This window comes from Microbacterium sp. (genome assembly GCF_039812165.1).
Lineage (GTDB): Bacteria > Actinomycetota > Actinomycetes > Actinomycetales > Microbacteriaceae > Microbacterium.
Window position 1 is genome coordinate 1 of the sequence record NZ_JBDIAB010000009.1, and the last position, 22,677, is coordinate 22,677.

Here is a 22,677-nt window from a genome sequence, read left to right on the forward strand (position 1 = left end):
GGGTGCCCGAGGGGCGCGTGGGGGTGGGGCTGGGAGGGCGTGGCGCGAGGGTCAGCGGGCGCTGAGGGCGCGGGCGATCTCGGCCCCGAGGGCGACGTTGTTGCGGTAGACGTGCACGTTGACGTCGAGGCTCACGCCGTCGGTCGCACGCTGGATGTAGTCCAGCAGGAACGGCGTGATGTCGTGCCCGATCACGCCGCCGGCCGCCGCGGCGGCGTGCGCCTCGACCAGCACGGCATCGAGCACCGCGGGGTCGAGCTGCTGCTCGACCGGCACCGGGTTGGCCACCAGCACCGTCGACGGCAGGCCGAGCGCGTCGCGGGCGATCGCGATGCGGGCGATCTCGGCCGCGTCGTCGGCGGCGTAGTCGATGTCGAAGCCCGAGTCGGCGAGGTAGAACCCCGGATAGTCGGTGGTGCGGTAGCCGACGACCGGGATGTTCAACGTCTCGAGCCGCTCGAGGGTCAGCCCGATGTCGAGGATCGACTTGACGCCGGCGCTCACGACCACGAGCGGGATCGCGGCCAGCGCGCCGAGGTCGGCGGACTCGTCGAAGGTCTCCGGCGCACCCCGGTGCACGCCGCCGAGCCCGCCGGTCGAGAACACCCGCACGCCCGCCTCGTGCGCGGCGAACGCGGTCGCCGCGACGGTCGTGCCCGCGCTCAGGCCCTTCGCCATCGCGATGGGGAGGTCGCGGATGGACGCCTTGACGACCGCGTCGTCGTTCGACAGCCCCTCGATCTCGGCGGTGGACAGGCCCACCACCAGCTCGCCCGAGAACACGCCGATCGTCGCCGGGGTCACCCCCGACGCGCGCAGCCACTCCTCGGACTCCAGCGCCACCTCGAGGTTGCGCGGCCGGGGGAGTCCGTGCGTGAAGATCGTGGACTCCAGGGCGAGCACCGGGCGGCCGGAGGCGACGGCGTCCCGGACCTCGGCGGAGACGCGGACTGCTGAGCTCATCTCGTGCGACCTTTCCTTTCGTGAGCGGACGCCGCCGCGCCGACCGGCGGCGGGACGACGAGGGGGATGGATGCCGTGGCGCCCGGCGAGCGCAGCACCGATGCGGCGAGGGCGTGCCCGTCCTCGCATGCGGACCGCAGGTCGCGCCCGGCGAGGACGCCGGTGAGGAACCCGGCGGCGAACGCGTCGCCGGCGCCGGTGGAGTCGCGGATGCCGTCGACCGGCCGCACCGGCACCACCAGCTCGGGGGTGCGATGGCGGAGCACGCGGGTCGGGTCGGCGCCGTCCTTGATGACGAAGGCGGTGCGGCGGCAGCGCGACAGCACGCGGCCCGCGGTCACCGGGTCGCCGAGGCCGAGCGCCGCGGCCTCGTCGCGGTTGGCGATGACGAAGGCCGGAGCCGTGGCGCGCACGTAGCCGACGAACGCGTCGACGCCGAGCCGCTCGAGCACGTCGGTCGACGACGCGTCCATCGACACCGTCACGCCGCGCGCCGCGGCCGCGCGGACCAGCCCGTCGACGCTCTCCCGCACGGGGGAGCCGTCCAGGGCGTAGGCGGTCACGTGCAGGAGCTCCACGTCGTCGAGCCACGACTCCGGCACGCGCTCCAGCCGTGTCGCGGCGGCACGGTCGGGGAGCATCGTGCGCTCGCCGTCGGACTCGATCAGGATCGCGATCGCCCCGGTCGTGCCGCGGCGCTGCACGCGCACGTCGACGCCCTCGGCCTCGAGGTCGGCGACCAGCGCGTCGCCGGTCGCGTCGGCGCCCACGCATCCGATGAAGCGGCTCGCGTGGCGGGCGGCGGCGAACGCGGCGACGTTGGCGGCCGAGCCGCCGCGCACCCGGAAGATGCGGGCGGGGTTGTCGGTGCCGCGACGCAGGCGCCCGTCGAACCACACCACGATGTCCTCGATGAGGTCGCCGACGACCGCGAGCATCCGTGCTCCCTCCTGCGTGCACCACCCTACCCAGCGTCATCGGCCCGTAACACGCGCGACGTACACTCGCGCCATGCCCGTGTCGTTCCGCATCCGCGCCGCCCTGCCCTCCGACGGCGCGTTCCTCGGCGACATGGCGGTCGAGGCCGCGAACTGGCGCCCGCAGGCGGCGCGCCCGCGGCACGTGGTGCTCGGCGCCGCGGAGCACGGCCGCTACATCGCGGGCTGGATGCGTCCGGGGGATGCCGGCTTCGTCGCGGTCGACGGCACCGGCACGCCGATCGGGGCGACCTGGTACCGCGTCTTCCCGCGCACCGAGCCCGGCTTCGGGTACGTCGGCACCGCCGTCCCCGAGCTGATCATCGGCGTCCGGCCGATCTGGCGGGCGCACGGCGTCGGCCGGGCGCTGCTGCAGCGGATCGCCGAGCACGCCCGCGACGCCGGCCACGCGAGACTGAGCCTCAGCGTCGAGCACGGCAACTTCGCCGTGACGCTCTACCGCGACGAGGGCTTCGCGGTGGTGAGCACGGGCGAGGCGCGCGACACGATGGTCAAACGCCTGCGCTGACCGGCCCCGACGTGCGGCCCGTCGCCGCCGAGCGTCGCGCACGCCCGGGTCCGCGTGGTGACCGCGAAATCGACGGGGCGGGCTTAACGTGGAAGGCATGGCCAGGACTCCCAGCCCGACCACGAAGGGTCGCGCGCCCGCGAAGGGCTCCACCTCGCGCGCCCGCAAGCCCGAGCCCGCCCCGAAGCGGTACGTCGGCGAGCCCGAGAAGCCGCCCGTGGTCGTGCGCGCGTGGATGGGCCTCGCCCATGCCACCGGCGGCATGTTCCGCGCGTTCGGTCCCGAGGCGCTCGAGAAGGAGCAGCGCCGCGACGGCTTCCCGTTCCTGCTCGTCCTGTTCGCGATCGCCGGCGCGGTCGTGGAGTGGTTCCTCATCGGGAGCGAGGTCGGCGCGGCCATCAGCGCCTACACGGTCGGCGCGCTCATCGGACGCGAGGCGTTCGTCCTGCCCGTGCTCCTCCTGATCCTCGCCGGGTGGCTGTTCCGGCATCCGCCCTCGGTGCACGACAACGGCCGGCTCGGCATCGGCCTGGCGCTGTTCCTCATCTCGATCGCGGGCATCTGCCACGTCGCGGGCGGTCGACCGCAGCCGCGCGAGGGCCTGCCCGCGCTGAGCGAGGCCGGCGGGCTCTTCGGCTGGATGGTCGGCGAGCCGCTCGCGATGCTCATCACCGACGCCGGCGGCTACGTCGTGCTGGGCCTCCTCGTCCTCCTGAGCGTGCTCATCATGACCAAGACCCCGCCGAACCGCATCGGACGCCGCCTGGGCGACCTGTACGCGTGGATGTTCGGCGCCGAGCGCGTGGAGCGGGCCGCCGCCGACGAGACGCCGACGGTCGCGTTCTCGAAGGACGACGACAAGGCGGATGCCGCCGACACCGGCGCGCTGCCGTGGTGGCGCCGCAACAAGACCGGGCGCGAGGAGGAGCCGGACACCGGCCTCGGCTCCGAGGACCTCACCGCCGTGCTGCAGCCCAACGCGGTCGGCGGGTTCGACCAGGCGGTCGCCGTCCCGGCATCCGAGGCGCCCACCGAGATCATCGATCCCGCGCTCCTCGCGGGCGTGCGGAAGGCCGGCCGCAAGGCCGACACCGGCATCCGCGAGGACGCCGAGGAGGTCGTCGACGACGGCGTGCTGCCCGGCCTCTCGGGGCTCGGCAGCGACCACGACGGCCAGCCGCCGCAGACCCCGTACCGGCTGCCGGCCGTGTCGTCGCTCGCGTCGGGCACGCCGCACAAGACCCGCTCCGAGGCCAACGACCGCATCGTGCAGGCGATCACGGGCGTGCTCGAGCAGTTCTCGGTCGACGCCCGCGTGACCGGCTTCTCACGCGGCCCGACGGTCACGCAGTACGAGATCGAGCTCGGTCCCGGCGTCAAGGTCGAGCGCATCACCGCGCTCACCAACAACATCGCGTACGCGGTGGCGTCGAACGAGGTCCGCATCCTCGCGCCGATCCCCGGCAAGAGCGCGATCGGCGTGGAGATCCCCAACACCGACCGCGAGATCGTCACCCTCGGCGACGTCCTCCGCTCGAACGCCGCGACCTCGTCGGTGCATCCGATGACGATCGGCGTGGGCAAGGACGTCGGCGGCGGCTACGTCGTCGCGAACCTCGCGAAGATGCCGCACCTGCTCGTGGCCGGCTCCACCGGCTCGGGCAAGTCCAGCTTCGTGAACTCGATGATCACGAGCCTGCTGATGCGCGCCAAGCCCTCCGAGGTGCGCATGGTGCTGATCGACCCGAAGCGCGTCGAGCTGACGTCGTACGCGGGCGTGCCGCACCTGATCACCCCCATCATCACGAACCCGAAGAAGGCGGCCGAGGCGCTGCAGTGGGTCGTGAAGGAGATGGACATGCGGTACGACGACCTCGCGTCGTTCGGGTTCCGCCACATCGACGACTTCAACCGCGCGGTCGTGGCCGGCGAGATCAACCTGCCGGCCGGCAGCGAGCGCGTGCTCAAGCCCTACCCGTACCTGCTCGTCGTCGTCGACGAGCTCGCCGACCTCATGATGGTCGCCCCGCGCGACGTCGAGGACTCGATCGTGCGCATCACGCAGCTGGCGCGGGCCAGCGGCATCCATCTCGTGCTCGCCACCCAGCGGCCGTCGGTCGACGTCGTGACCGGACTCATCAAGGCGAACGTGCCCTCGCGGCTCGCGTTCGCGGTGACGAGCGTCACCGACTCGCGCGTCATCCTCGACCAGCCCGGCGCCGACCGGCTGATCGGGCAGGGCGACGGGCTGTTCCTGCCGATGGGCGCCTCGAAGGCGCTGCGCGTGCAGGGCGCGTGGGTCGCCGAGAGCGAGATCGAGAAGGTCGTCGCGCACGTCACGAAGCAGGCGCAGCCGCAATATCGCGCCGACGTGGCGGCGGTCGTCGAGCGCAAGGAGATCGACGCCGACATCGGCGACGACCTCGAGCTGCTGCTCGCCGCGGCCGAGCAGATCATCTCCACGCAGTTCGGGTCGACGTCGATGCTGCAGCGCAAGCTGCGCGTCGGCTTCGCGAAGGCCGGGCGCCTCATGGACCTCCTCGAGTCGCGCGAGATCGTCGGGCCCTCCGAGGGCTCGAAGGCGCGCGACGTGCTCGTCACCCCCGACCAGCTGCCGGCGGTGCTGGCGCGCCTGCGCGGCGAGGAGCCTCCCGCCGAGGCCGCCGCCGACCCCGTCGAGGCGCAGTTCGAGGGCTACGAGGTCGTCGACGGCGACGGCGGCGACGAGGACGCCTGGGGCCTGACCGGCCGGGACTGAGCGGCCGTGACGGCGCCGGGTCGCGCCACGGCGGGAGCGCTCGCCGCGGACGCATCCTGTCTCGGCGCCGCCCCGTAATAGGCTCGGTCCGTGACGATCCCGCGGCAGCTCCCCAATGCCATCACGATCGTGCGCATCCTGTGCGCACCCGTGTTCCTGTGGATGCTGCTGGCCGACGGCGGCGCCGACGGGCCGGTGCGCTGGTGGGCGGCGGTGCTGTTCATCGTCGCGATCGCGACCGACGGCATCGACGGCCACCTGGCCCGCAAGCACCACATCGTCACCGACCTGGGCAAGCTCCTCGACCCGATCGCCGACAAGGTGCTCACCGGGTTCGCGTTCGTCGGCCTGTCGATCCTCGGCGAGCTGCCGTGGTGGGTCACGATCGTCGTCCTGGTGCGCGAGGTGGGCATCACGGTGCACCGCCTCGTGGTCGCGAGCGACCACGTCGTGGCCGCCGCGTGGATGGGCAAGCTCAAGACCCTCGCACAGGGCGTCGCGCTGTCGCTCGCGCTCCTGCCGCTGTGGACCGTCGTGGGCGAGTGGATCCACACCGTGAACGCCGTGACGATGTGGATCGCGGTGGTGCTCACGATCGCGAGCGGCATCGACTACGTCGTCACCGAGGTGCGCGGAGCCGCGCGGGGACGGAAGGCGGCATGAGCGAGCTGGACGATCAGGCGCCCCTGGCCTATGGCGGGCTCCCCGACGACCTCGAGTCCACGCTGGTGTCACCGGGACGACGCTCCGACCCCGAGCGTCTCGTCGCGCGACTGATCGAGCTGGGCTGGTCGGTCGGGGTGGCAGAGTCGCTCACCGGCGGGCTGGTCGTGGCCTCCCTCGTCGCCGTCCCGGGAGCCTCGGAGGTGGTCCGCGGCGGCGTGGTCGCGTACGCGACCGACCTGAAGGAGAGCATCCTCGGCGTCGACCCGACGCTGCTCGAGGCGCACGGACCGGTGCACCCGCGCGTGGCGCGGCAGATGGCCGACGGCGCCCGTCGCGTGCTCGGCCGCGAGGGGCGGCCGGCGCAGGTCGGCATCGCCACGACCGGCATCGCGGGACCAGACTCGCCCGACGGGCAGCCCGTGGGCACCGTCCACATCGCCGTGTCGACGCCGCTCGGATCGCGCGCCGAGTCGCTGCTGCTGGGCGGCGATCGAGAGGCCATCCGCACCGCCACGGTGGCCCGTGCGCTGCGGCTCGCGCTCGATGCGCTGTGAGCCGGGAATAGGCCGCGTTTCCGCTCGGTTACGTCACAGCGTCAACCCACCATTCCCTCGGTCAAGGGGGTTAGGCTGACAGCGAAGGTGTTGTACTGTTGTCCACCCGGAACCACCGGGAACGCGACGAAAGGGGAGGAGGTCCGACATGATCCTGGTACGCGAAGAGATCGGCGACGTGTTGCGTGACTTCCGTCTGCAGAAGGGCCACACGCTGCGCCAGGTCGCCGGTAGGGCGAGCGTCGCGCTGGGGTATCTCAGCGAGGTCGAGCGCGGTCAGAAGGAGGCCTCCAGCGAGATCCTCGCCGCCGTCGCGGACGCGCTGGACGTGCCGATCTCCACGATCATGCGCGAGGTGGGCGACCGCATCTCGGTGCTCGAGGGCATGCCGGTGTTCCCCGACGTCGTCCCCGACGACCTCGCGGGCCTCGACGACGACTTCGTCCTGCCCGAGCCCTCGCTGCACTGATCCCGCATGCGGCGCAGCGAGTTCGATCGCGCCGTCGCGGCCGAGTTCGGGCCGCGCGCGGCCGCCCTGCTGAGCGATCTCGTGCTCGGCGACGTGGGTCGGCGCACGGCGTCGGAGGCGCTCGACGCCGGCGTGGCCCCGCGCGAGGTGTGGCTTGCGCTGTGCGCCGCGAACGACGTGCCCGACGAGCGCCGCTACGGCGTGGGCCGACGGGAACCGCGACGCTCCTGAGCGACACGCACGGCGTGTCGTCGAAGATTCGTTCGACGTGTGCGTAGGCTCTCCACAAGCGGTGTCGCGGACGAGTTGTCCACGGATTCGCGGGGACGGCCGGCCGATGTCGGAGGCCCCTCGTAACGTGAACGGCGTCGACGACATCACTCGCCTTGTCGCAGCATCCGTCCGATCCCGGCCGGAGCGCGACAGCCTACAGGCGGCAGAAACACGAGCACTAGGAGCACGCCATGCCATCACCCGCTGACCGCGAGAAGGCCCTCGAATCGGCCCTCGCCCAGATCGACCGGCAGTTCGGGAAGGGCTCGGTCATGCGACTGGGCAGCGACGAACGCGCACCGGTCGAGGTCATCCCCACCGGCTCGATCGCCCTCGACGTCGCCCTCGGCGTGGGCGGACTGCCGCGCGGCCGCATCGTCGAGATCTACGGGCCGGAGTCGTCCGGAAAGACGACGCTGACCCTCCACGCGATCGCCAACGTTCAGCGCGCGGGCGGCATCGCCGCGTTCATCGACGCCGAGCACGCGCTCGACCCCGACTACGCGCAGAAGCTCGGCGTCGACATCGACTCGCTGCTCGTCTCGCAGCCCGACACGGGGGAGCAGGCGCTCGAGATCGCCGACATGCTCATCCGCTCCGGCGCGATCGACCTCGTCGTCATCGACTCGGTGGCGGCCCTCGTGCCCAAGGCCGAGATCGAGGGCGAGATGGGCGACTCGCACGTGGGCCTGCAGGCGCGCCTCATGTCGCAGGCGCTGCGCAAGCTCACCGGTGGGCTCAACCAGACCAAGACGACCGCCATCTTCATCAACCAGCTGCGCGAGAAGATCGGCGTGTTCTTCGGCTCGCCCGAGACCACCGCGGGTGGCAAGGCGCTGAAGTTCTACGCGTCGGTGCGGCTCGACATCCGCCGCATCGAGACCCTGAAGGACGGGACGGATGCCGTGGGCAACCGCACCCGGGTCAAGGTCGTGAAGAACAAGATGGCCCCGCCGTTCAAGCAGGCCGAGTTCGACATCCTGTACGGCGTGGGCATCTCGCGCGAGGGCTCGCTGATCGACTTCGGCGTCGAGCACGGCATCGTCAAGAAGTCCGGCTCGTGGTACACGTACGACGGCGAGCAGCTCGGCCAGGGCAAGGAGAACGCCCGCAACTTCCTGATCAAGAACGACGACATCGCCGCCGCGATCGAGTCGAAGATCAAGGCGAAGCTCGGCATCGGCGGCGCGCGCGCCGAGGAGTCGGTGGGCGACGAGCTCGCCGCTCGCCGCCCGGCCTGACATGAACGGCGAGACCGGGGGCGAGCGCGAGCCGCTCGCCCCCGTCATCCCCCTGTTCGGCGATCCGTCCACGGATGCATCCGGCGCCGACGGCGACGCCCGCGGCGCCGGACCGTCCGCCTGGAACGACACGTGGCGGTACGAGGCGGAGGACGAGCGCGACCTCGACCGTGCCGGCTCCGGTGACGGCGGCTCCGGTGCGTCCGACGGGAGCGAACGCGAGGCGGCCGAGGCGAGCCTCCTGCGCAAGCTCCGCACGAGGTCGCTCTCCGTCCGCGAGGCGCGGGCCGTGGTGGCCGAACGCGAGCTCGGTGCCGACGCCGTCGAGGCCGTGATCGACGGCTTCGTGCGCAACGGCTACCTCGACGACGCCCGACTCGCCGAGCAGGTCGTGCACGCGGGCGTGGCGCGCAAGGGGCAGGGGCGCAGGGTCGTCGCGCAGACGCTCGCGCAGCGCGGCATCCCGCGCGACGTGGCCGACGCCGCGCTCGCACAGCTGCCCGACGACGATGACGAGCGCGCACTGGAGTTCGCGCGGACCAAGGCGCGAGCGATGCGAGGTCTCGACCGCACCACCGCGCTGCGGCGCCTGAGCGGCCAGCTCGCGCGCCGCGGCTACGGTGGCTCCGTCGCACTCGACGCCGCGCGGACCGCGCTCGACGAGCTCGACCATGACTCCTCGCCGGTGCGCTTCCGCCCGTAGCCGCGTGTGTCCACGGGCGCGGTCGGACCGGGCGTTCAGTCCTTCGCGGTCAGGGCGAACACGTCCTGCACGAGACCGAACAGCTCCGACGCCGGGCTCGACAGCGAGGCCGGATCGTCCGTCGACGCGAGCACTACGACGGTGAGCACCGTGCCGTCAGCCCGCTCGGCGAGCCACGACCCGGTGAGCACGCCGGGCGACGAGCCGCCCTTGAACGCCACGTAGGGCCAGTCGTCGCGATCGAGCTGGATGCCCGGATTGGCCCCCAGGATGTCGCGCACCTCCGGAACGGTGCGGCCGAGCTCGTGCAGGGCTCGATGCGCGGTCGTGACGTCCTCGGCCGACGCGAACCATTCGATGCCGCGATCCCAGCCGGTCGCGTCGGTCACGTCCGAGACCGTGATGTCGAAGGGCTCGGTCTTGAGGGCCTCGAGCACCGCGCGCTTTGCGGTCTCGTCGCCGGTCGACCACTGCTCGACGAGCGCGTCATGCCCGCCCCACAGGAGCGCGAACGCCTCCCGCGTGGTCGGGAACGGCCGGAGGCCCTCGGGGTCGGCGACGTCGAGACGCCCGACGGCGGACTCCACAGCGTCCCGTCCCACCTTCTGGATCAGCAGGTCCGTCGCCGTGTTGTCGCTGATCTCGATCATCTTCTGCGCCGCCTCGCGCACCGGCACCGCGGTGCCCGCCGGCAGGTCCTGCAGCTCGCCGGTCGGCAGCGACCGCGCGTCGTCGGTGACGACGACGGTGTCGGTCCACGACAGCGTGCCGCCGCGGACCGCCTCGCCGACGGCGTCGAGCACGTAGAGCTTGAACACCGACGCGAGCGGCGCGGCGGTCTCGGCATCCGTCTCGATCAGCGCCTTGTCGTCGAGCGTGACGAGCACCCGCACGTCGGCGGGGAGGGCGGCGAACCGCTTCTCCACCTCGCCGAGCGAGGTCGCCGGCTCGCGCTCGGATGCGGCCGGGCTCAGCAGCAGCCCCGTGATGAGGCCGTCCTCGTCGATCACGAGGTTGAGGTCGAACGGGTCGCCGAGGGTGCCCGCGATCGTCGTGACGGCCTCGAGCTCGCTGCCGCGGTAGGCGGTCGGGATCAGGGGCTTCGCCGGCCGCACCTGCCGGTTGAGGAGGTCGGCGACCTCGTCGGCCGACACCTGCTCGAGGAACGACTCGTGCAGCTCGTCCTCCCACTCGGCCGCCGTCGTGTCCTCTCCGGCGTTGAGCACGTCGAGGATCCACTGCGTCTTCTTGCCCACCGGGGTGTCGGGGATCGTCACCGCCGTGGCGGTCGACGAGGGCGACGACCCCGGCGCCGCGCACGCGCTGAGCGCGAGGGCCAGGAGGGCGACGACCGCGGCCGCGATCCTGCGGTGCGTTCCGATCACGGGTCTGCTCAGACGGCTCATACCTCGACGGTATCGGTCGGGGTAGCGACGCACGTCCGTCGCACGACGGAGTCCGCTCCCTCGCGCGGCGGGCACGACACGGGCGAGGAACGATGCGCGTGTACGTGTCCGGATGCCGTGGCGGCCCGGCATCCGTGGGCCGCTATGCCGCCTCGTAGAATGGCTGTCATCATGACCATTCCTGTGAGCGCGCCGACCCTCATCGCGCCGTCGCCCGCCGCGACCGACGGGCACGGCCGAGCCCGCACCTACGAGGTGCGCACGTTCGGCTGCCAGATGAACGTCCACGACTCCGAGCGGCTGTCGGGCTCGCTCGAGAGCGCCGGCTACGTCCGCGCCGACGCGGGCGCCGAGGCCGACGTCGTCGTCATCAACACGTGCGCGGTGCGCGAGAACGCCGCCGGCAAGCTCTACGGCACGCTCGGTCACCTGAAGTCGCGCAAGGACCGGCACGAGGGCATGCAGATCGCCGTCGGCGGATGCCTCGCCCAGATGGACAAGGACGCCGTGCAGCAGAAGGCGCCCTGGGTCGACGTCGTCTTCGGCACGCACAACATGGGGTCGCTGCCGTCGCTGCTCGAGCGCGCGCGCCACAACGGCGAGGCGGAGCTCGAGATCCTCGAGTCGCTCGAGGTGTTCCCCTCGACCCTCCCCACCAAGCGCGACTCGGTCTACAGCGGCTGGGTGTCGATCTCGGTCGGCTGCAACAACACGTGCACGTTCTGCATCGTCCCGAGCCTGCGCGGCAAGGAGAAGGACCGCCGCCCCGGCGACATCCTGAGCGAGATCCGGCTGCTCGTCGACGACGGCGCCATCGAGGTGACCCTGCTCGGCCAGAACGTGAACAGCTACGGCGTCGAGTTCGGCGACCGTCAGGCGTTCGGCAAGCTGCTGCGCGCGGCGGGCGAGATCGACGGGCTCGAGCGCATCCGGTTCACGTCGCCCCACCCCGCCGCGTTCACCGACGACGTCATCGACGCGATGGCCGAGACGCCGCAGGTCATGCCGCAGCTGCACATGCCGCTGCAGTCCGGGTCCGACCGCATCCTCCGCGCGATGCGACGGTCGTACCGGAGCGAGCGCTTCCTCGGCATCCTCGACCGCGTGCGTGCGCGCATCCCGCAGGCGGCGATCTCGACCGACATCATCGTCGGGTTCCCGGGCGAGACCGACGCCGACTTCGAAGACACGCTGCGCGTCGTCGAGCAGGCCCGGTTCGCGAGCGCGTTCACCTTCCAGTACTCGATCCGCGAGGGGACGCCCGCGGCCACCATGGCCGACCAGGTGCCGAAGGCGGTCGTGCAGGAGCGCTACGAGCGCCTCGTCGCGCTGCAGGAGCGCATCAGCCTCGAGGAGAACCGGGCGCAGGTCGGCCGGTCGCTCGAGGTCCTGGTGTCGACGGGCGAGGGCAAGAAGGATGCCGCGACGCACCGGCTCACCGGCCGTGCCGAGGACAACCGGCTCGTCCACTTCGAGGTGCCGGCCGGCTCCGACCTGCCGCGTCCGGGCGACGTCGTCTCGGTCGTCGTGACCCACGCCGCCCCGTTCCACCTGCTGGCCGACGCGCCGGACGGTGCGCCGCTGCGCATCCGCCGCACGCGCGCCGGCGACGCGTGGGACCGCGCGCAGGCCGAGTCCTGCGGCATCCCCTCGTCGCCGTTGACCGCTGCGGCCGCACCCGGCGCCCCGCGCCCCGTGTCGCTGGGCCTGCCCACCCTCCGCGTCGGCCGCTGACCCGGCTCTGCCCCGCCCTTCTGCATGATGGCGACACCTTCCTGCTTCGGCCCCTACGAATATGTGGCGCCAAAGCAGGGAACTGGCGCCAAAGCGGGTGCATTGCTCACCGAAGCGGCCGCATTGCTCACTGAAGAGGCCGCGCCGCCCGCCGGAGCGGCCGCGCGGCCCGCTGGAGCCGCCGCCTCCCGCGCCGAAGCCGTGCGGAGCGTCCGATGACCCGGCTGTGGGCGATCGTCGGCGCCACCGGCACCGGCAAGACGGCGCTGTCGCTCGACCTCGCCGAAGAGCTCCGTTCGCGCGGTCGCGGGGCCGAGATCGTCAACGCCGACGCGATGCAGCTGTACCGCGGCATGGACATCGGCACGGCGAAGCTGCCGGTCGCGGAGCGCCGCGGCATCCCGCATCACCTCTTCGACGTGCTGGACGTCACCGACGAGGCGGCCGTCGCGGCGTATCAGGATGCCGCACGTGCGGCGATCGCGGGCATCCACGCACGCGGTGCCGACGCGATCCTCGTGGGCGGCTCGGGGCTGTATGTGTCGAGCGTCGTGTTCGACTTCCGTTTCCCGCCGCACGACGACGCGCTGCGCGCCAGGCTCGAGGCCGAGCTGGAGCGGGACGGCGCGGGCGTGCTGTTCGCACGGCTGCGCGAGCTCGACCCGCGGACGGCGGCGCGGATCGACGCGCGCAACGGGCGACGGGTCGTCCGCGCGCTGGAGGTCGTGCTGCAGGGCGAGGCCACGCACGGCGCGGCGCTGCCCGACGAGCCGGTGCGGTGGCACGAGCCGACGACGCTCGTCGGGGTGCACGTCGACCGCGCCGAGCTCGTGGAGCGCCTCGATCGTCGCGTCGAGGACATGTGGCGCGCGGGACTCGTCGCCGAGGTCGCGGCGCTGCGCGAGCGGGGGCTCGAGCGGGGCGCGACCGCGCGACGCGCGATCGGGTACGCGCAGGCCCTCGCGCAGCTGGACGGCCAGCTCGGCGAGCAGGAGGCGATCGCGCAGGCGCAGGCGCTGACCCGCCGCTACGCGCGACGGCAGGTGTCGTGGTTCCGCCGCTATGCCCGCCTGCGCTGGGTCGAGCCGGGCACGCCCGCGGCGGCGCTCCTCGACGCGGCGTGACGCCCGCGGCGCGGACGCACGCCTCGCAGGCTGCGGCTGGCACACTCGATGGGATGAGCCTCCGCATCCGACCCTTCGAGCGCGCCGACACGGAGTCGGTCGTCGCGCTGTGGGAAGAGGCCGGGCTGACCCGGCCCTGGAACGACCCGCGCCGCGACATCGAGCGCAAGCTGTCGGTGCAGCCGGAGCTGTTCCTCGTCGCCCTGGACGGCGACCGGCTGGTGGGCTCGGTCATGGCCGGCTACGACGGCCACCGCGGCTGGCTGTACTACCTCGCCGCCCGCGAGCCCCGTCGAGGGATCGGCCGCGCGCTCGTGGCCGAGGCCGAGGAGCGGCTCGTCGCGCTCGGGTGCCCCAAGGTGCAGCTGATGGTGCGCCGCGACAACGAGGCCGCCCGCGGCTTCTACGACGCGCTCGGCTACGAGCCCGTCGACGTGTGGATGGCCGGCCGGCGCCTCATCGCCGACGGCTGAGCGTCGGCGACGGCCCCATAGACTGGGCGGATGCCGCAGACCCTCCCCTTCACCAAAGGCCACGGAACCGGCAACGACTTCGTCATCGTCCCCGATCCCGACGGCGCGCTCGATCTCACGAACGACCAGGTCGCGGCCCTGTGCGACCGGCGGTTCGGCATCGGCGGCGACGGCATCCTGCGCGTCGTGCGCTCGGCGGCGCTCCCGGAGGGCGTCGCGACCCCCGATGCGGAGTGGTTCATGGACTACCGCAACGCCGACGGGTCGAAGGCCGAGATGTGCGGCAACGGCATCCGGGTGTTCGTGCGCTATCTCATCGACGCCGGTCTCGCGAGCCTCGCCGAGGGGGAGCGGCTGCCGATCGGCACGCGCAACGGCACGCTCGCGGTCACGCGCAGCGAGCTCGGGCTCGAGGTCGACCTCGGCCGGTTCCGGATCGACGAGACCGAGACGCTCGTCCGGGCGCGCGGGCTCGGCGTGGCCCTCCCGGGCCTGGGCGTCGACGTGGGCAACCCGCACGTGGTCGTCGCGCTGCCGAGCGACGAGCGGCTCGACGCCCTCGACCTGACCGTGCAGCCGGTGCTCGACCCCGCGCCGGCGGCCGGCGCGAACGTCGAGTTCGTGGTCCCGGCCGATCCGCTCGTGACCGCGGGCGTGGGCGGCATCCGCATGCGCGTCTTCGAGCGCGGCGTCGGCGAGACGCTCAGCTGCGGCACCGGCGTGGCCGCGGCCGCGCTCGCCGTGCGTCACTGGGCCGGGCGCGCCGCACCCGACCGCTGGACGGTGGACGTCCCCGGCGGCACGCTCGGCGTGCGCGTCGTGCCGGACGTCGACGGCCCGCACGTGCTGCTCTCGGGACCCGCGACCCTGGTGTTCTCCGGCGAGGTCGCACTCGCCTGACGCGAGGTCGCGCGGGCGTGCGACGGGTGCCGACCGGCGCGGCGCGGACCGGCTCAGCCGACGAGGTCGACCGGGGCGGTGCGCGGCGCCCCGCGCCGGTGCACCTTCAGCACGCGGAACCCGCGGCCCGTGGCGGCCCGCGTGACCGTGTAGCCGTCGTGGAACGTCGTCGCGAGCCAGCGCTGCAGCGAGTCGGAGCCGAGGTTGCGCTGCACGACGAGCCATGCGTCGGAGCGCTCGCCGAGCCGCGGGATCCACCGCTCCAGCAGCCCGTGCAGCTCGTGCTTGCCGACGCGGATCGGCGGATTCGACCGGATGCCGCGGAACTCCAGCCCGTCGGGAACATCGTCCGGCAGCACGGCGTTGACGTTCTGCAGGCCCAGCTCGTCCGCGTTCCGGCGCACCAGGTCGAGCGCGCGCTCGTTCACGTCGACCGCCCACACCGTCGCCCGCGGCGAGTCCAGCGCGAGCGACAGGGCGATCGGGCCCCAGCCGCAGCCGAGGTCGAGCAGGTCTCCGCCGGGCGGGGGCGCGGGAGCGTTGGCCAGCAGCACGCCGGTGCCCGAGTCGATGTGGTCGGGACTGAAGATCCCGCCCGCGGTCGTGACCTCCACGTCACGGCCGGCGAGGGTCACACGGATGCGGCGGAGGTTCTCGGCACTGGACGGAGACGCGCTGAAATAGTGCTCACTCCCCATGAGAGCGAGCGTAGCGGAGCCCGCCCCCTGCCGGGGCGGCTAGACTGGCGGGCTCAGCCGGCAACGGCACGCAGAGAGGACACCATGACGGACACCATCGACAGCACCGAAGAGACACCGGTCGACCCGGTGGACCGGGTGCTCGCGCGCGCCGAGGCGCACACGGGTGTGCACGTCACGACCTTCGGCGACGAGGTGCGCCCACTGAGCGCGGCGCAGGCGCTGCAGGACGAGTCCACCGTGTCGTACCGCGACGACGGCGAGCAGTGGGACCGCGAGGAGCGCGCCGCGCTCCGGCGCGTGCCCGGCCTGTCGACCGAGCTCGAGGACGTCACCGAGGTCGAGTACCGACAGCTGCGGCTGGAGAACGTCGTCCTCGTAGGGGTGTATCCGCAGGGGTCGCAGGAGGATGCCGAGAACTCGCTGCGCGAGCTCGCCGCCCTCTCCGAGACCGCGGGCGCCGTCGTCCTCGACGGCGTGCTGCAGCGGCGACCGCATCCCGACCCCGCCACCTACATCGGCCGGGGCAAGGCCGCCGAGCTGCACGACCTCGTCGCGGCGCTCGGCGCCGACACCGTGATCGCCGACACCGAGCTCGCCGCCAGCCAGCGCCGCGCGCTGGAGGACGTCGTCAAGGTCAAGGTCATCGACCGGACGACGGTGATCCTCGACATCTTCAGCCAGCACGCCAAGAGCCGCGAGGGCAAGGCCCAGGTCGAGCTCGCCCAGCTCGAGTACCTGCTCCCGCGCCTGCGCGGGTGGGGCGAGTCGATGAGCCGCCAGGCCGGTGGCCAGGTCGGCGCGGGCGGTGCGGGCATGGGCTCGCGCGGACCGGGCGAGACGAAGATCGAGCTCGACCGCCGCCGCATCCGCACGCGCATGGCGCAGCTGCGCCGTCAGATCCGCGAGTTCGCGCCGGCGCGCGAGGCGAAGCGGGCCGAGCGCAAGCGCAACACGATCCCGTCGGTCGCGATCGCGGGCTACACGAACGCGGGCAAGTCGAGCCTCCTGAACCGGCTCACGAGCGCCGGCGTGCTGGTCGAGAACGCGCTGTTCGCGACCCTGGACGCCACGGTGCGGCGCGCCGAGGCGGCCGACGGACGCGTGTACACGCTCACCGACACGGTCGGGTTCGTCCGCAACCTGCCGCACCAGCTCGTCGAGGCGTTCCGCTCCACGCTGGAGGAGGTCGCCGACGCCGACGTGATCCTCCACGTCGTGGACGCCGCGCACCCCGACCCGGCGGCGCAGCTGCAGACCGTCCGCGACGTGCTCGGCGACGTGGGCGCGCGGTCGACGCGCGAGATCGTGGTGTTCAACAAGGCCGACCTCGTGGACGACGACACGCGCCTCGTGCTCCGCGGCCTCGAGCCCGACGCGCACTTCGTGTCGTCGCGCTCCGGCGAGGGTGTTCCCGAGCTGCGCGCGGCGATCGAGGCGGCGCTGCCGCTCCCGGCCGTCGAGGTGCGCGCGCTCGTGCCGTACCACCGCGGAGACCTCGTCTCGGCGGTGCACGAGAGCGGCCTCATCGTGTCGACGCGTCACGAGGAGGGCGGCACGGCCGTGCACGCGCACGTGTCCGAGAAGCTCGCCGCCGACCTCGCCCCCTTCGTCCGGTAGTCGCCGCGGCGGGCCTCACGAGAGGGCGAGGGGCGGGATGCCGGGGGTGTCGAACCCGAACACCTGGCCCAGGAACGCGAGCTCCTTCTCCAGCGCGTCGACCACGGTCTCGGCCTTGCGGAAGCCGTGGGCCTCGCCCTCGTACAGGACGTACGCGTGCGGGATGCCGCCGGTCACGAGCGCGTCGCGGATCGCCTCGGCCTGCGCGGGCGGCACGACCTCGTCCTCGTCGCCCTGCAGGAGCAGCACCGGCACGCGGAACCGGTCGGCGCGCGACAGCGGCGACCGCTCGAGGTAGACGTCCTCGGCCTCGGGGAGCGGACCGATGAGGCCGTCGAGGTAGCGGGACTCGAAGTCGTGCGTGTCGGCGGCGAGGGCGCGCGCGTCGCCCACTCCGTAGCGCGAGATGCCGGCGCCGAACACGTCGGCGCCGACGAGGGCCGCGAGCACGGTCCACCCGCCCGCCGAGCCGCCAGCGATCGCCAGGCGCGCGGCATCCGCCCGTCCGGCGGCGGCGAGCCCGGACGCCGCGGCCGCGACGTCGTGGACGTCGACGACGCCCCACTGGCTGCGCAGCCGCTCGCGATAGGCACGCCCGTACCCGGTCGACCCGCCGTAGTTGACGTCGAGCACCCCGATGCCGCGGCTCGTGAGGAACGCGATGCGGCTGTCGGCGACGCCGCCGACGTTCGAGGTGGGGCCGCCGTGCACGAACACGACGTATGGCGGCAGCTCGCCCGCGGGCGCGACCGCGTCCGGGCTCGTCGGCGGGTAGTCGAACGCGTGCACGTCGCCGTGGGGGCCGGCGAACGTGACGGCGCGGCCCCGCGGCATCCACTCGTCGCCGAGCGACGACCCGCCGCCGCACACGAGCTCCGCGGTGGCGGCGTCGACGTCCACGAGCCACACGCCGCTGCCGCCCGCGCCCATGCCCGACACCAGCACGCGGGCCCCCGCGACGTCCTCGATCAGCACGCGCGCAGTGGCGGGGAGGGGCATGACGGATGCCGTGCCGCCGGGCTCCACGACGACGAGCTCGTCGCTGCCGTTCGTGCGGACCGCGACGATGCGGCCGTCCTCGAGCGGGGCGAACCACCGTGCGCCGAGCACCCAGAGCGGGCCGCCGGTGTCGGCGTCGGCGGGGGCGAGCGGGGCGGCATCCGCCCCCGGCCGCACGGACCACAGGTTCCAGCGCCCGGTGGGCTCGTCGGCGAACACGAGCTCGCCGTCGCCGCGCCACACCGGCTGCAGCGCCGACGTCTCGCCCGACGTCGCCGACCACCACGACGAGACCGCGCCGCCGGCGAGGTCGCCGACGCGGATCTCGGTGCGGTCCCACGGCATGTCGGGGTGGTTCCAGGCCACCCACGCGAGGCGTCCGCCGCCGGGCGACAACGCCGGCTGCGCGAGGAAGTCGCTGCCCTCGACGAGGGCCGTCACCCCCGAGGCGTCCGGCGCGATCGAGACGATCGCGCGGCGCGGCACGCGTCGGTCGCCGTGCACCTCGCGGATCGCCAGCAGCGTGCCCTCCTGCCACGTGAGCCCGCCGAAGCGGGCCGCCGGGTCGGCCGGGGTGAGCGCGACCGGCTCCGACCCCTCGGTGAGCGTCCACACCCGCTGGTCGGCCTTCTCGACGAAGAAGAGGCGGCCGTCGTCGCTCGCGGTCCACGCGCCGCCGCCGTACTCGTGCACGCGCGAGCGCGCGTTCCACGGGGCGGGGAGCACGTCGACGACCGATCCGGATGCGGTGCGCCGCCGCACCGCGGTGCGGCCGGCCTCTTCGGGCACGCCCTCGCCCCACCACACGTCGTCGCCGACGAACCGGGCGCCCTCGAAGCGCGGGGAGGCGGCGCACGCCCACGCGGCGGTGAGCGGGGAGGGCCAGGAGCCGTACGGGAGGGTCGAGGTCATCACCCCACGCTACGCGTGAAACATCCCGTCACACGGTCGCCCGGCCCCGAGCCTCGACGTAATGTGGTCGCATCGTCGCCCGGTCGCACCGGGCGCGCCCGGCTCCCGCCGGGCAGGAGCGACAGCCGAGCCCGGCACCCGCCCGCGAGAACCTGTGCCGTCGTGCGCGGGGACGCGGCCGTGCCGGTCTCGCCTCGTGCACCCGAACCCGAGAGTGCGCCATGCCGCTGGAGAGCCCGTCCCGAGAGGCCGCCGTGCCGTTCTCGTTCGAGCTGTACCCGCCGCGCTCGCGCGACCGGGAGGCGCAGCTGCACGAGACCATCCGGTGCCTCGCCGCCGCGGGCCCGCGGTTCATCTCGGTGACCTACGGCGCCGGCGGCTCCACCGGCGGACGGTCGCTCGAGGTGCTCCGCCACATCCGTGCGACCACGTCGGTCGAGCCGCTCGCGCACCTCACGTGCGTCGGCAACACCTACGCGGGTGCGGCGGCGCTCATCCGCGAGTTCCTGGATGCCGGCATCACGCGCTTCCTCGCCCTGCGCGGCGACCCGCCGGCCGGGGCCGACGAGGGCGAGCCGTTCCTCGGCGACCTCGAGAGCGCGGCGCAGCTGGTGCAGCTGATCGAGCGCGTGCAGGCCGAGCGGGCGCCCTACACCGAGGTGAGCATCCCCGGCCTCCCCGGCGCTGCGCGGGTCGAGCCGCGTCGCCGTGTGCAGGTGTCGGTGGCCGCGTTCCCCAACGGGCATCCCCGCTCGCGGCACTCGTCGGAGCACCTCGACGCGCTGCTCGCGAAGGAGGCGGCCGGGGCGACGCTCGCGATCACGCAGCTGTTCTTCCACGCCGACGTCTACCTGTCGTTCGTGGAGCGGGCCCGCGCGGCCGGCGTGACGATGCCGATCCTCCCGGGCATCATGCCGATCACCTCGCGCGCCCGCCTCACGCGCGTGCTGGAGCTCACCGGCGAGACGCTGCCGGCCGAGCTCGCCATCGCCCTCGAGATCGAGCCCACGGCCGAGGGGCAGCGCGAGGTGGGCATCGCCCAGGCCGCACGACTGGCCACCGAGGTGCTCGCCGGCGGTGCCCCCGGCATCCATCTCTACGCCTTCAACAACCACGACACGGTCCTCGCGGTGCTCCGCGAGGCCGGCATCCTCACCCCTCAGAAGGAGAACGCACGATGACCGACCCGACCCCCGCCTTTCCCGGCGGCACCATCCTCGGCTACCCGCGCATCGGGCGCCGTCGCGAGCTGAAGCGCGCGGTCGAGGCGCACTGGGCCGGCCGGATCGACGAGGCCGCCCTCGAAGCGGCCGCGGCGCAGCTGCGCTCGGCGACCCGTGAGCGTCTCGCCGAGCTGGGCCTCGGCCGTGACGACTCGTCGATCCCCGAGTCGTTCTCGTACTACGACCAGGTGCTCGACACCGCCGTCGCCGTGGGCGCGCTGCCGGAGCGCTTCGCCGGCCTCCGCGCCGAGGACGGCTCCATTCCCCTGTCGGCATATTTTACGGCGGCACGCGGCGCGGGTGAGAACGCGCCGCTCGAGATGACCAAGTGGTTCGACACCAACTACCACTACCTCGTGCCCGAGATCGGTCCCGAGACGGTGTTCTCGCTGTCGAGCGACCGGTTCGCGGCGCAGGTCGCCGAGGCGAAGGCGCAGGGCTTCACGACCCGCCCCGTCGTGGTCGGCCCGGTGACGCTCCTGGCGCTGTCGAAGGCCGCGGACGCCGCACCCGAGCGCTTCTCGCCGCTCAGCCGTCTCGACGACGTCCTGCCGGCGTACGTCGAGCTGCTCGCGGCCCTACGCGCCGCCGGCGCCGAGTGGGTGCAGCTCGACGAGCCGGCGCTCGTCAGCCAGTCGCTCGGTCACGACGACGCGGAGCTGGCCGCCGCGGCGGAGCGCGCCTACGCGGTGCTGTCGGCGGCGACCGATCGCCCCGCGATACTCGTCGCCGCCGGCTACGCGCAGCTGTCCGCCGACGCCTGGCGCGTGCTCGCCGCCTCCGGCGTCGAGGCCGTCGGCATCGACCTGACACGTGGCGCGGTGCCTGCCGTGACGACGGGCCTCGAGTCCAAGACTCTGGTCGGCGGCGTCGTCGACGGCCGCAACATCTGGCGCGGTGACCTGGCCGCCGCGTGGGCGAAGCTCGAGGCGCTGCAGGGCCTCGGCGCCGCGGCGGTCGCCGCCGGCACCTCGACGTCGCTGCAGCACGTGCCGCACGACCTCGCCGACGAGCCCGACCTCGACCCCCGCCTGTCGTCGTGGCTCGCGTTCGCCGACCAGAAGACGCAGCAGGTCGTCACCCTCGCGCGCGGCCTCGCCGACGGCGCCGGCGCGATCGCCGACGAGGTGGCCGCGGCATCCGCAGCCCTGGCCGACCGGCGGAGCGCCGCCGGCGTGCGCGACGGCGCCGTGCGCGCGCGGACCGCGGCTCTGACGGGCGCCGACTTCGACCGCGGCGACTACGAGGCGCGGCTCGCGGCGCAGGACGCCGCGCTCGACCTGCCGGTGCTCCCCACCACCACGATCGGCTCGTTCCCCCAGACCGGCGACATCCGCCGCGCGCGCGCCCGCCACGGCAAGGGCGAGATCACGACGGACGAGTACGAGGGGTTCCTGCGCGACGAGATCCACCGCGTGGTCGACCTGCAGGAGGACCTGGGCCTCGACGTCCTCGTGCACGGCGAACCCGAGCGCAACGACATGGTGCAGTACTTCGCCGAGAACCTCGACGGGTTCGCGGTGACCGCCAACGGCTGGGTGCAGTCCTACGGTTCGCGCGCGACGCGCCCGTCGATCCTGTGGGGCGACGTGTCGCGGCCCGCGCCGATCACGGTCGCGTGGTCGGCGTACGCGCAGTCGCTCACCGACAAGCCGGTCAAGGGCATGCTCACCGGTCCCGTGACGATCCTCGCGTGGTCGTTCGTGCGCGACGACCAGCCGCTGGGCGAGACCGCGAACCAGGTCGCACTGGCCCTGCGCGACGAGATCGCCGACCTCGAGGCCGCCGGCATCGGCGTCATCCAGGTGGACGAGCCGGCCCTGCGCGAGCTGCTGCCGCTCAAGCAGGCCGACCAGCCGGCCTACCTCGACTGGTCGGTCGGGTCCTTCCGCCTGTCGACGGCCGGCGCCGCCGACCAGACCCAGGTGCACACCCACCTGTGCTACTCGGAGTTCGACGTCGTGATCGACGCGATCGCCGCGCTCGACGCCGACGTCACCTCGATCGAGGCGGCTCGCAGTCGTGGTGAGGTCATCGGCGACATCGCGACGTCGGGCTTCTCGCACGGCATCGGCCCCGGGGTCTACGACATCCACTCGCCGCGCGTGCCGTCGGTCGACGAGGTCGTCGAGCTCCTCGACCGCGCCGCGATCGAGCTGCCGCTGCGCCAGGTGTGGGTCAACCCCGACTGCGGGCTGAAGACGCGCGGCTACGACGAGACCGTCGCGTCGCTGCGCAACATCATCGAGGCGACCAGGGCGATCCGCGAGAAGGTCTCCGCCTAGGGCTCCGGCATCCGTCGAGCCGCCCCCCGTGCGTCGTGCGCGGGCGGGCGGCTCGACGGCTTCGGCGCGGGCACGGCGCGCGGTGCCGACTGACGCGTGCGGAGTCGCGGCGCGTCGTCGGAGATCTGCGCAGCATCGGACGGATGCCGCGCGCGTGCCCCGACGATGCG

Annotated in this window: 20 protein-coding genes; 15 read left to right on the top strand and 5 right to left on the bottom strand. The window is 73.3% G+C overall.

Annotation, left to right across the window (positions count from 1 at the left end; all coding sequences use genetic code 11):
* Nucleotides 1–51: 51 nt before the first annotated feature.
* Both WML84_RS01855 and WML84_RS01860 read right to left on the bottom strand, forming a co-directional pair.
* The gene (locus tag WML84_RS01855) at nucleotides 52–963 is read right to left on the bottom strand and encodes a pseudouridine-5'-phosphate glycosidase (protein ID WP_347344461.1); all 912 of its coding nucleotides are present in this window, start codon (nucleotides 961–963) and stop codon (nucleotides 52–54) included.
* A complete protein-coding gene (locus tag WML84_RS01860) occupies nucleotides 960–1,901 on the bottom strand; it encodes a PfkB family carbohydrate kinase (RefSeq protein ID WP_347344462.1) in 942 nt (313 codons plus the stop codon). Before WML84_RS01860 ends, WML84_RS01855 begins: the two co-directional genes overlap by 4 nt.
* A gap of 73 nt (nucleotides 1,902–1,974) precedes the next feature.
* Here WML84_RS01860 and WML84_RS01865 point away from each other — a divergent pair, with 73 nt between their 5' ends.
* The 8 genes from WML84_RS01865 to WML84_RS01900 all read left to right on the top strand — a co-directional run bounded on the left by WML84_RS01865 (nucleotide 1,975) and on the right by WML84_RS01900 (nucleotide 9,133).
* On the top strand, nucleotides 1,975–2,469 hold the full coding sequence (locus WML84_RS01865) for a GNAT family N-acetyltransferase (protein WP_347344463.1): 495 nt from the start codon (nucleotides 1,975–1,977) through the stop codon (nucleotides 2,467–2,469).
* Between the two features lie 97 nt (nucleotides 2,470–2,566).
* The gene (locus WML84_RS01870; protein ID WP_347344464.1) at nucleotides 2,567–5,227 is read left to right on the top strand and encodes a DNA translocase FtsK 4TM domain-containing protein; all 2,661 of its coding nucleotides are present in this window, start codon (nucleotides 2,567–2,569) and stop codon (nucleotides 5,225–5,227) included.
* 90 nt (nucleotides 5,228–5,317) lie between these two features.
* On the top strand, nucleotides 5,318–5,890 hold the full coding sequence (gene pgsA, locus WML84_RS01875; RefSeq protein ID WP_347344465.1) for a CDP-diacylglycerol--glycerol-3-phosphate 3-phosphatidyltransferase: 573 nt from the start codon (nucleotides 5,318–5,320) through the stop codon (nucleotides 5,888–5,890).
* Complete coding sequence (locus WML84_RS01880; RefSeq protein ID WP_347344466.1) at nucleotides 5,887–6,447, top strand: CinA family protein; 561 nt, start codon at nucleotides 5,887–5,889, stop codon at nucleotides 6,445–6,447. The genes pgsA and WML84_RS01880 overlap by 4 nt, the downstream gene beginning before the upstream one ends.
* A gap of 148 nt (nucleotides 6,448–6,595) precedes the next feature.
* On the top strand, nucleotides 6,596–6,916 hold the full coding sequence (locus WML84_RS01885; RefSeq protein WP_347344467.1) for a helix-turn-helix transcriptional regulator: 321 nt from the start codon (nucleotides 6,596–6,598) through the stop codon (nucleotides 6,914–6,916).
* Between the two features lie 6 nt (nucleotides 6,917–6,922).
* A complete protein-coding gene (locus WML84_RS01890; protein ID WP_347344468.1) occupies nucleotides 6,923–7,147 on the top strand; it encodes a DUF3046 domain-containing protein in 225 nt (74 codons plus the stop codon).
* Between the two features lie 233 nt (nucleotides 7,148–7,380).
* Nucleotides 7,381–8,430: a recombinase RecA gene (gene recA, locus WML84_RS01895; RefSeq protein WP_347344469.1), complete on the top strand. Its 1,050-nt coding sequence runs from the start codon at nucleotides 7,381–7,383 to the stop codon at nucleotides 8,428–8,430.
* Between the two features lies 1 nt (nucleotide 8,431).
* Nucleotides 8,432–9,133 carry a regulatory protein RecX gene (locus WML84_RS01900; protein ID WP_347344470.1) on the top strand — a complete coding sequence of 234 codons (702 nt, stop codon included), beginning with the start codon at nucleotides 8,432–8,434 and terminating at the stop codon, nucleotides 9,131–9,133.
* A gap of 35 nt (nucleotides 9,134–9,168) precedes the next feature.
* Here the strand turns inward: WML84_RS01900 and WML84_RS01905 are convergent, their stop codons facing one another.
* Nucleotides 9,169–10,539 (bottom strand): Cpe/LpqF family protein, encoded by a 1,371-nt coding sequence (locus WML84_RS01905; protein ID WP_347344471.1) that lies wholly within the window; start codon nucleotides 10,537–10,539, stop codon nucleotides 9,169–9,171.
* Nucleotides 10,540–10,710: 171 nt separating this feature from the next.
* Between WML84_RS01905 and miaB the strand changes: the two genes are divergently transcribed.
* The 4 genes from miaB (at nucleotide 10,711) to dapF (ending at nucleotide 14,770) form a co-directional block, all read left to right on the top strand.
* Complete coding sequence (miaB, locus tag WML84_RS01910) at nucleotides 10,711–12,273, top strand: tRNA (N6-isopentenyl adenosine(37)-C2)-methylthiotransferase MiaB (protein ID WP_347344472.1); 1,563 nt, start codon at nucleotides 10,711–10,713, stop codon at nucleotides 12,271–12,273.
* A 215-nt stretch (nucleotides 12,274–12,488) separates the two neighbouring features.
* Nucleotides 12,489–13,397: a tRNA (adenosine(37)-N6)-dimethylallyltransferase MiaA gene (gene miaA, locus WML84_RS01915; protein WP_347344473.1), complete on the top strand. Its 909-nt coding sequence runs from the start codon at nucleotides 12,489–12,491 to the stop codon at nucleotides 13,395–13,397.
* Nucleotides 13,398–13,450: 53 nt separating this feature from the next.
* The gene (locus WML84_RS01920) at nucleotides 13,451–13,870 is read left to right on the top strand and encodes a GNAT family acetyltransferase (RefSeq protein ID WP_347344474.1); all 420 of its coding nucleotides are present in this window, start codon (nucleotides 13,451–13,453) and stop codon (nucleotides 13,868–13,870) included.
* 30 nt (nucleotides 13,871–13,900) lie between these two features.
* Nucleotides 13,901–14,770, top strand: a complete 870-nt coding sequence (gene dapF, locus WML84_RS01925) for a diaminopimelate epimerase (RefSeq protein ID WP_347344475.1) — start codon at nucleotides 13,901–13,903, stop codon at nucleotides 14,768–14,770.
* Nucleotides 14,771–14,823: 53 nt separating this feature from the next.
* Here dapF and WML84_RS01930 read toward each other — a convergent pair whose 3' ends face one another.
* Nucleotides 14,824–15,468 (bottom strand): methyltransferase, encoded by a 645-nt coding sequence (locus WML84_RS01930; protein ID WP_347344476.1) that lies wholly within the window; start codon nucleotides 15,466–15,468, stop codon nucleotides 14,824–14,826.
* 84 nt (nucleotides 15,469–15,552) lie between these two features.
* Between WML84_RS01930 and hflX the strand changes: the two genes are divergently transcribed.
* Entirely contained in the window at nucleotides 15,553–17,088 is a 1,536-nt protein-coding gene (hflX, locus tag WML84_RS01935; RefSeq protein WP_347344477.1) for a GTPase HflX, read from the top strand.
* A 15-nt stretch (nucleotides 17,089–17,103) separates the two neighbouring features.
* On the opposite strand, the gene WML84_RS01940 is transcribed toward hflX, so the two are convergent.
* Nucleotides 17,104–18,999 (bottom strand): prolyl oligopeptidase family serine peptidase, encoded by a 1,896-nt coding sequence (locus WML84_RS01940; protein WP_347344478.1) that lies wholly within the window; start codon nucleotides 18,997–18,999, stop codon nucleotides 17,104–17,106.
* Nucleotides 19,000–19,220: 221 nt separating this feature from the next.
* On the opposite strand from WML84_RS01940, the gene WML84_RS01945 reads away from it, so the two are divergent.
* Both WML84_RS01945 and metE read left to right on the top strand, forming a co-directional pair.
* Nucleotides 19,221–20,180, top strand: coding sequence for a methylenetetrahydrofolate reductase (locus tag WML84_RS01945; protein ID WP_347344479.1), 960 nt, complete (start codon nucleotides 19,221–19,223; stop codon nucleotides 20,178–20,180).
* Complete coding sequence (gene metE, locus WML84_RS01950) at nucleotides 20,177–22,507, top strand: 5-methyltetrahydropteroyltriglutamate--homocysteine S-methyltransferase (RefSeq protein WP_347344480.1); 2,331 nt, start codon at nucleotides 20,177–20,179, stop codon at nucleotides 22,505–22,507. Before WML84_RS01945 ends, metE begins: the two co-directional genes overlap by 4 nt.
* The last annotated feature ends 170 nt before the right edge of the window (nucleotides 22,508–22,677 follow it).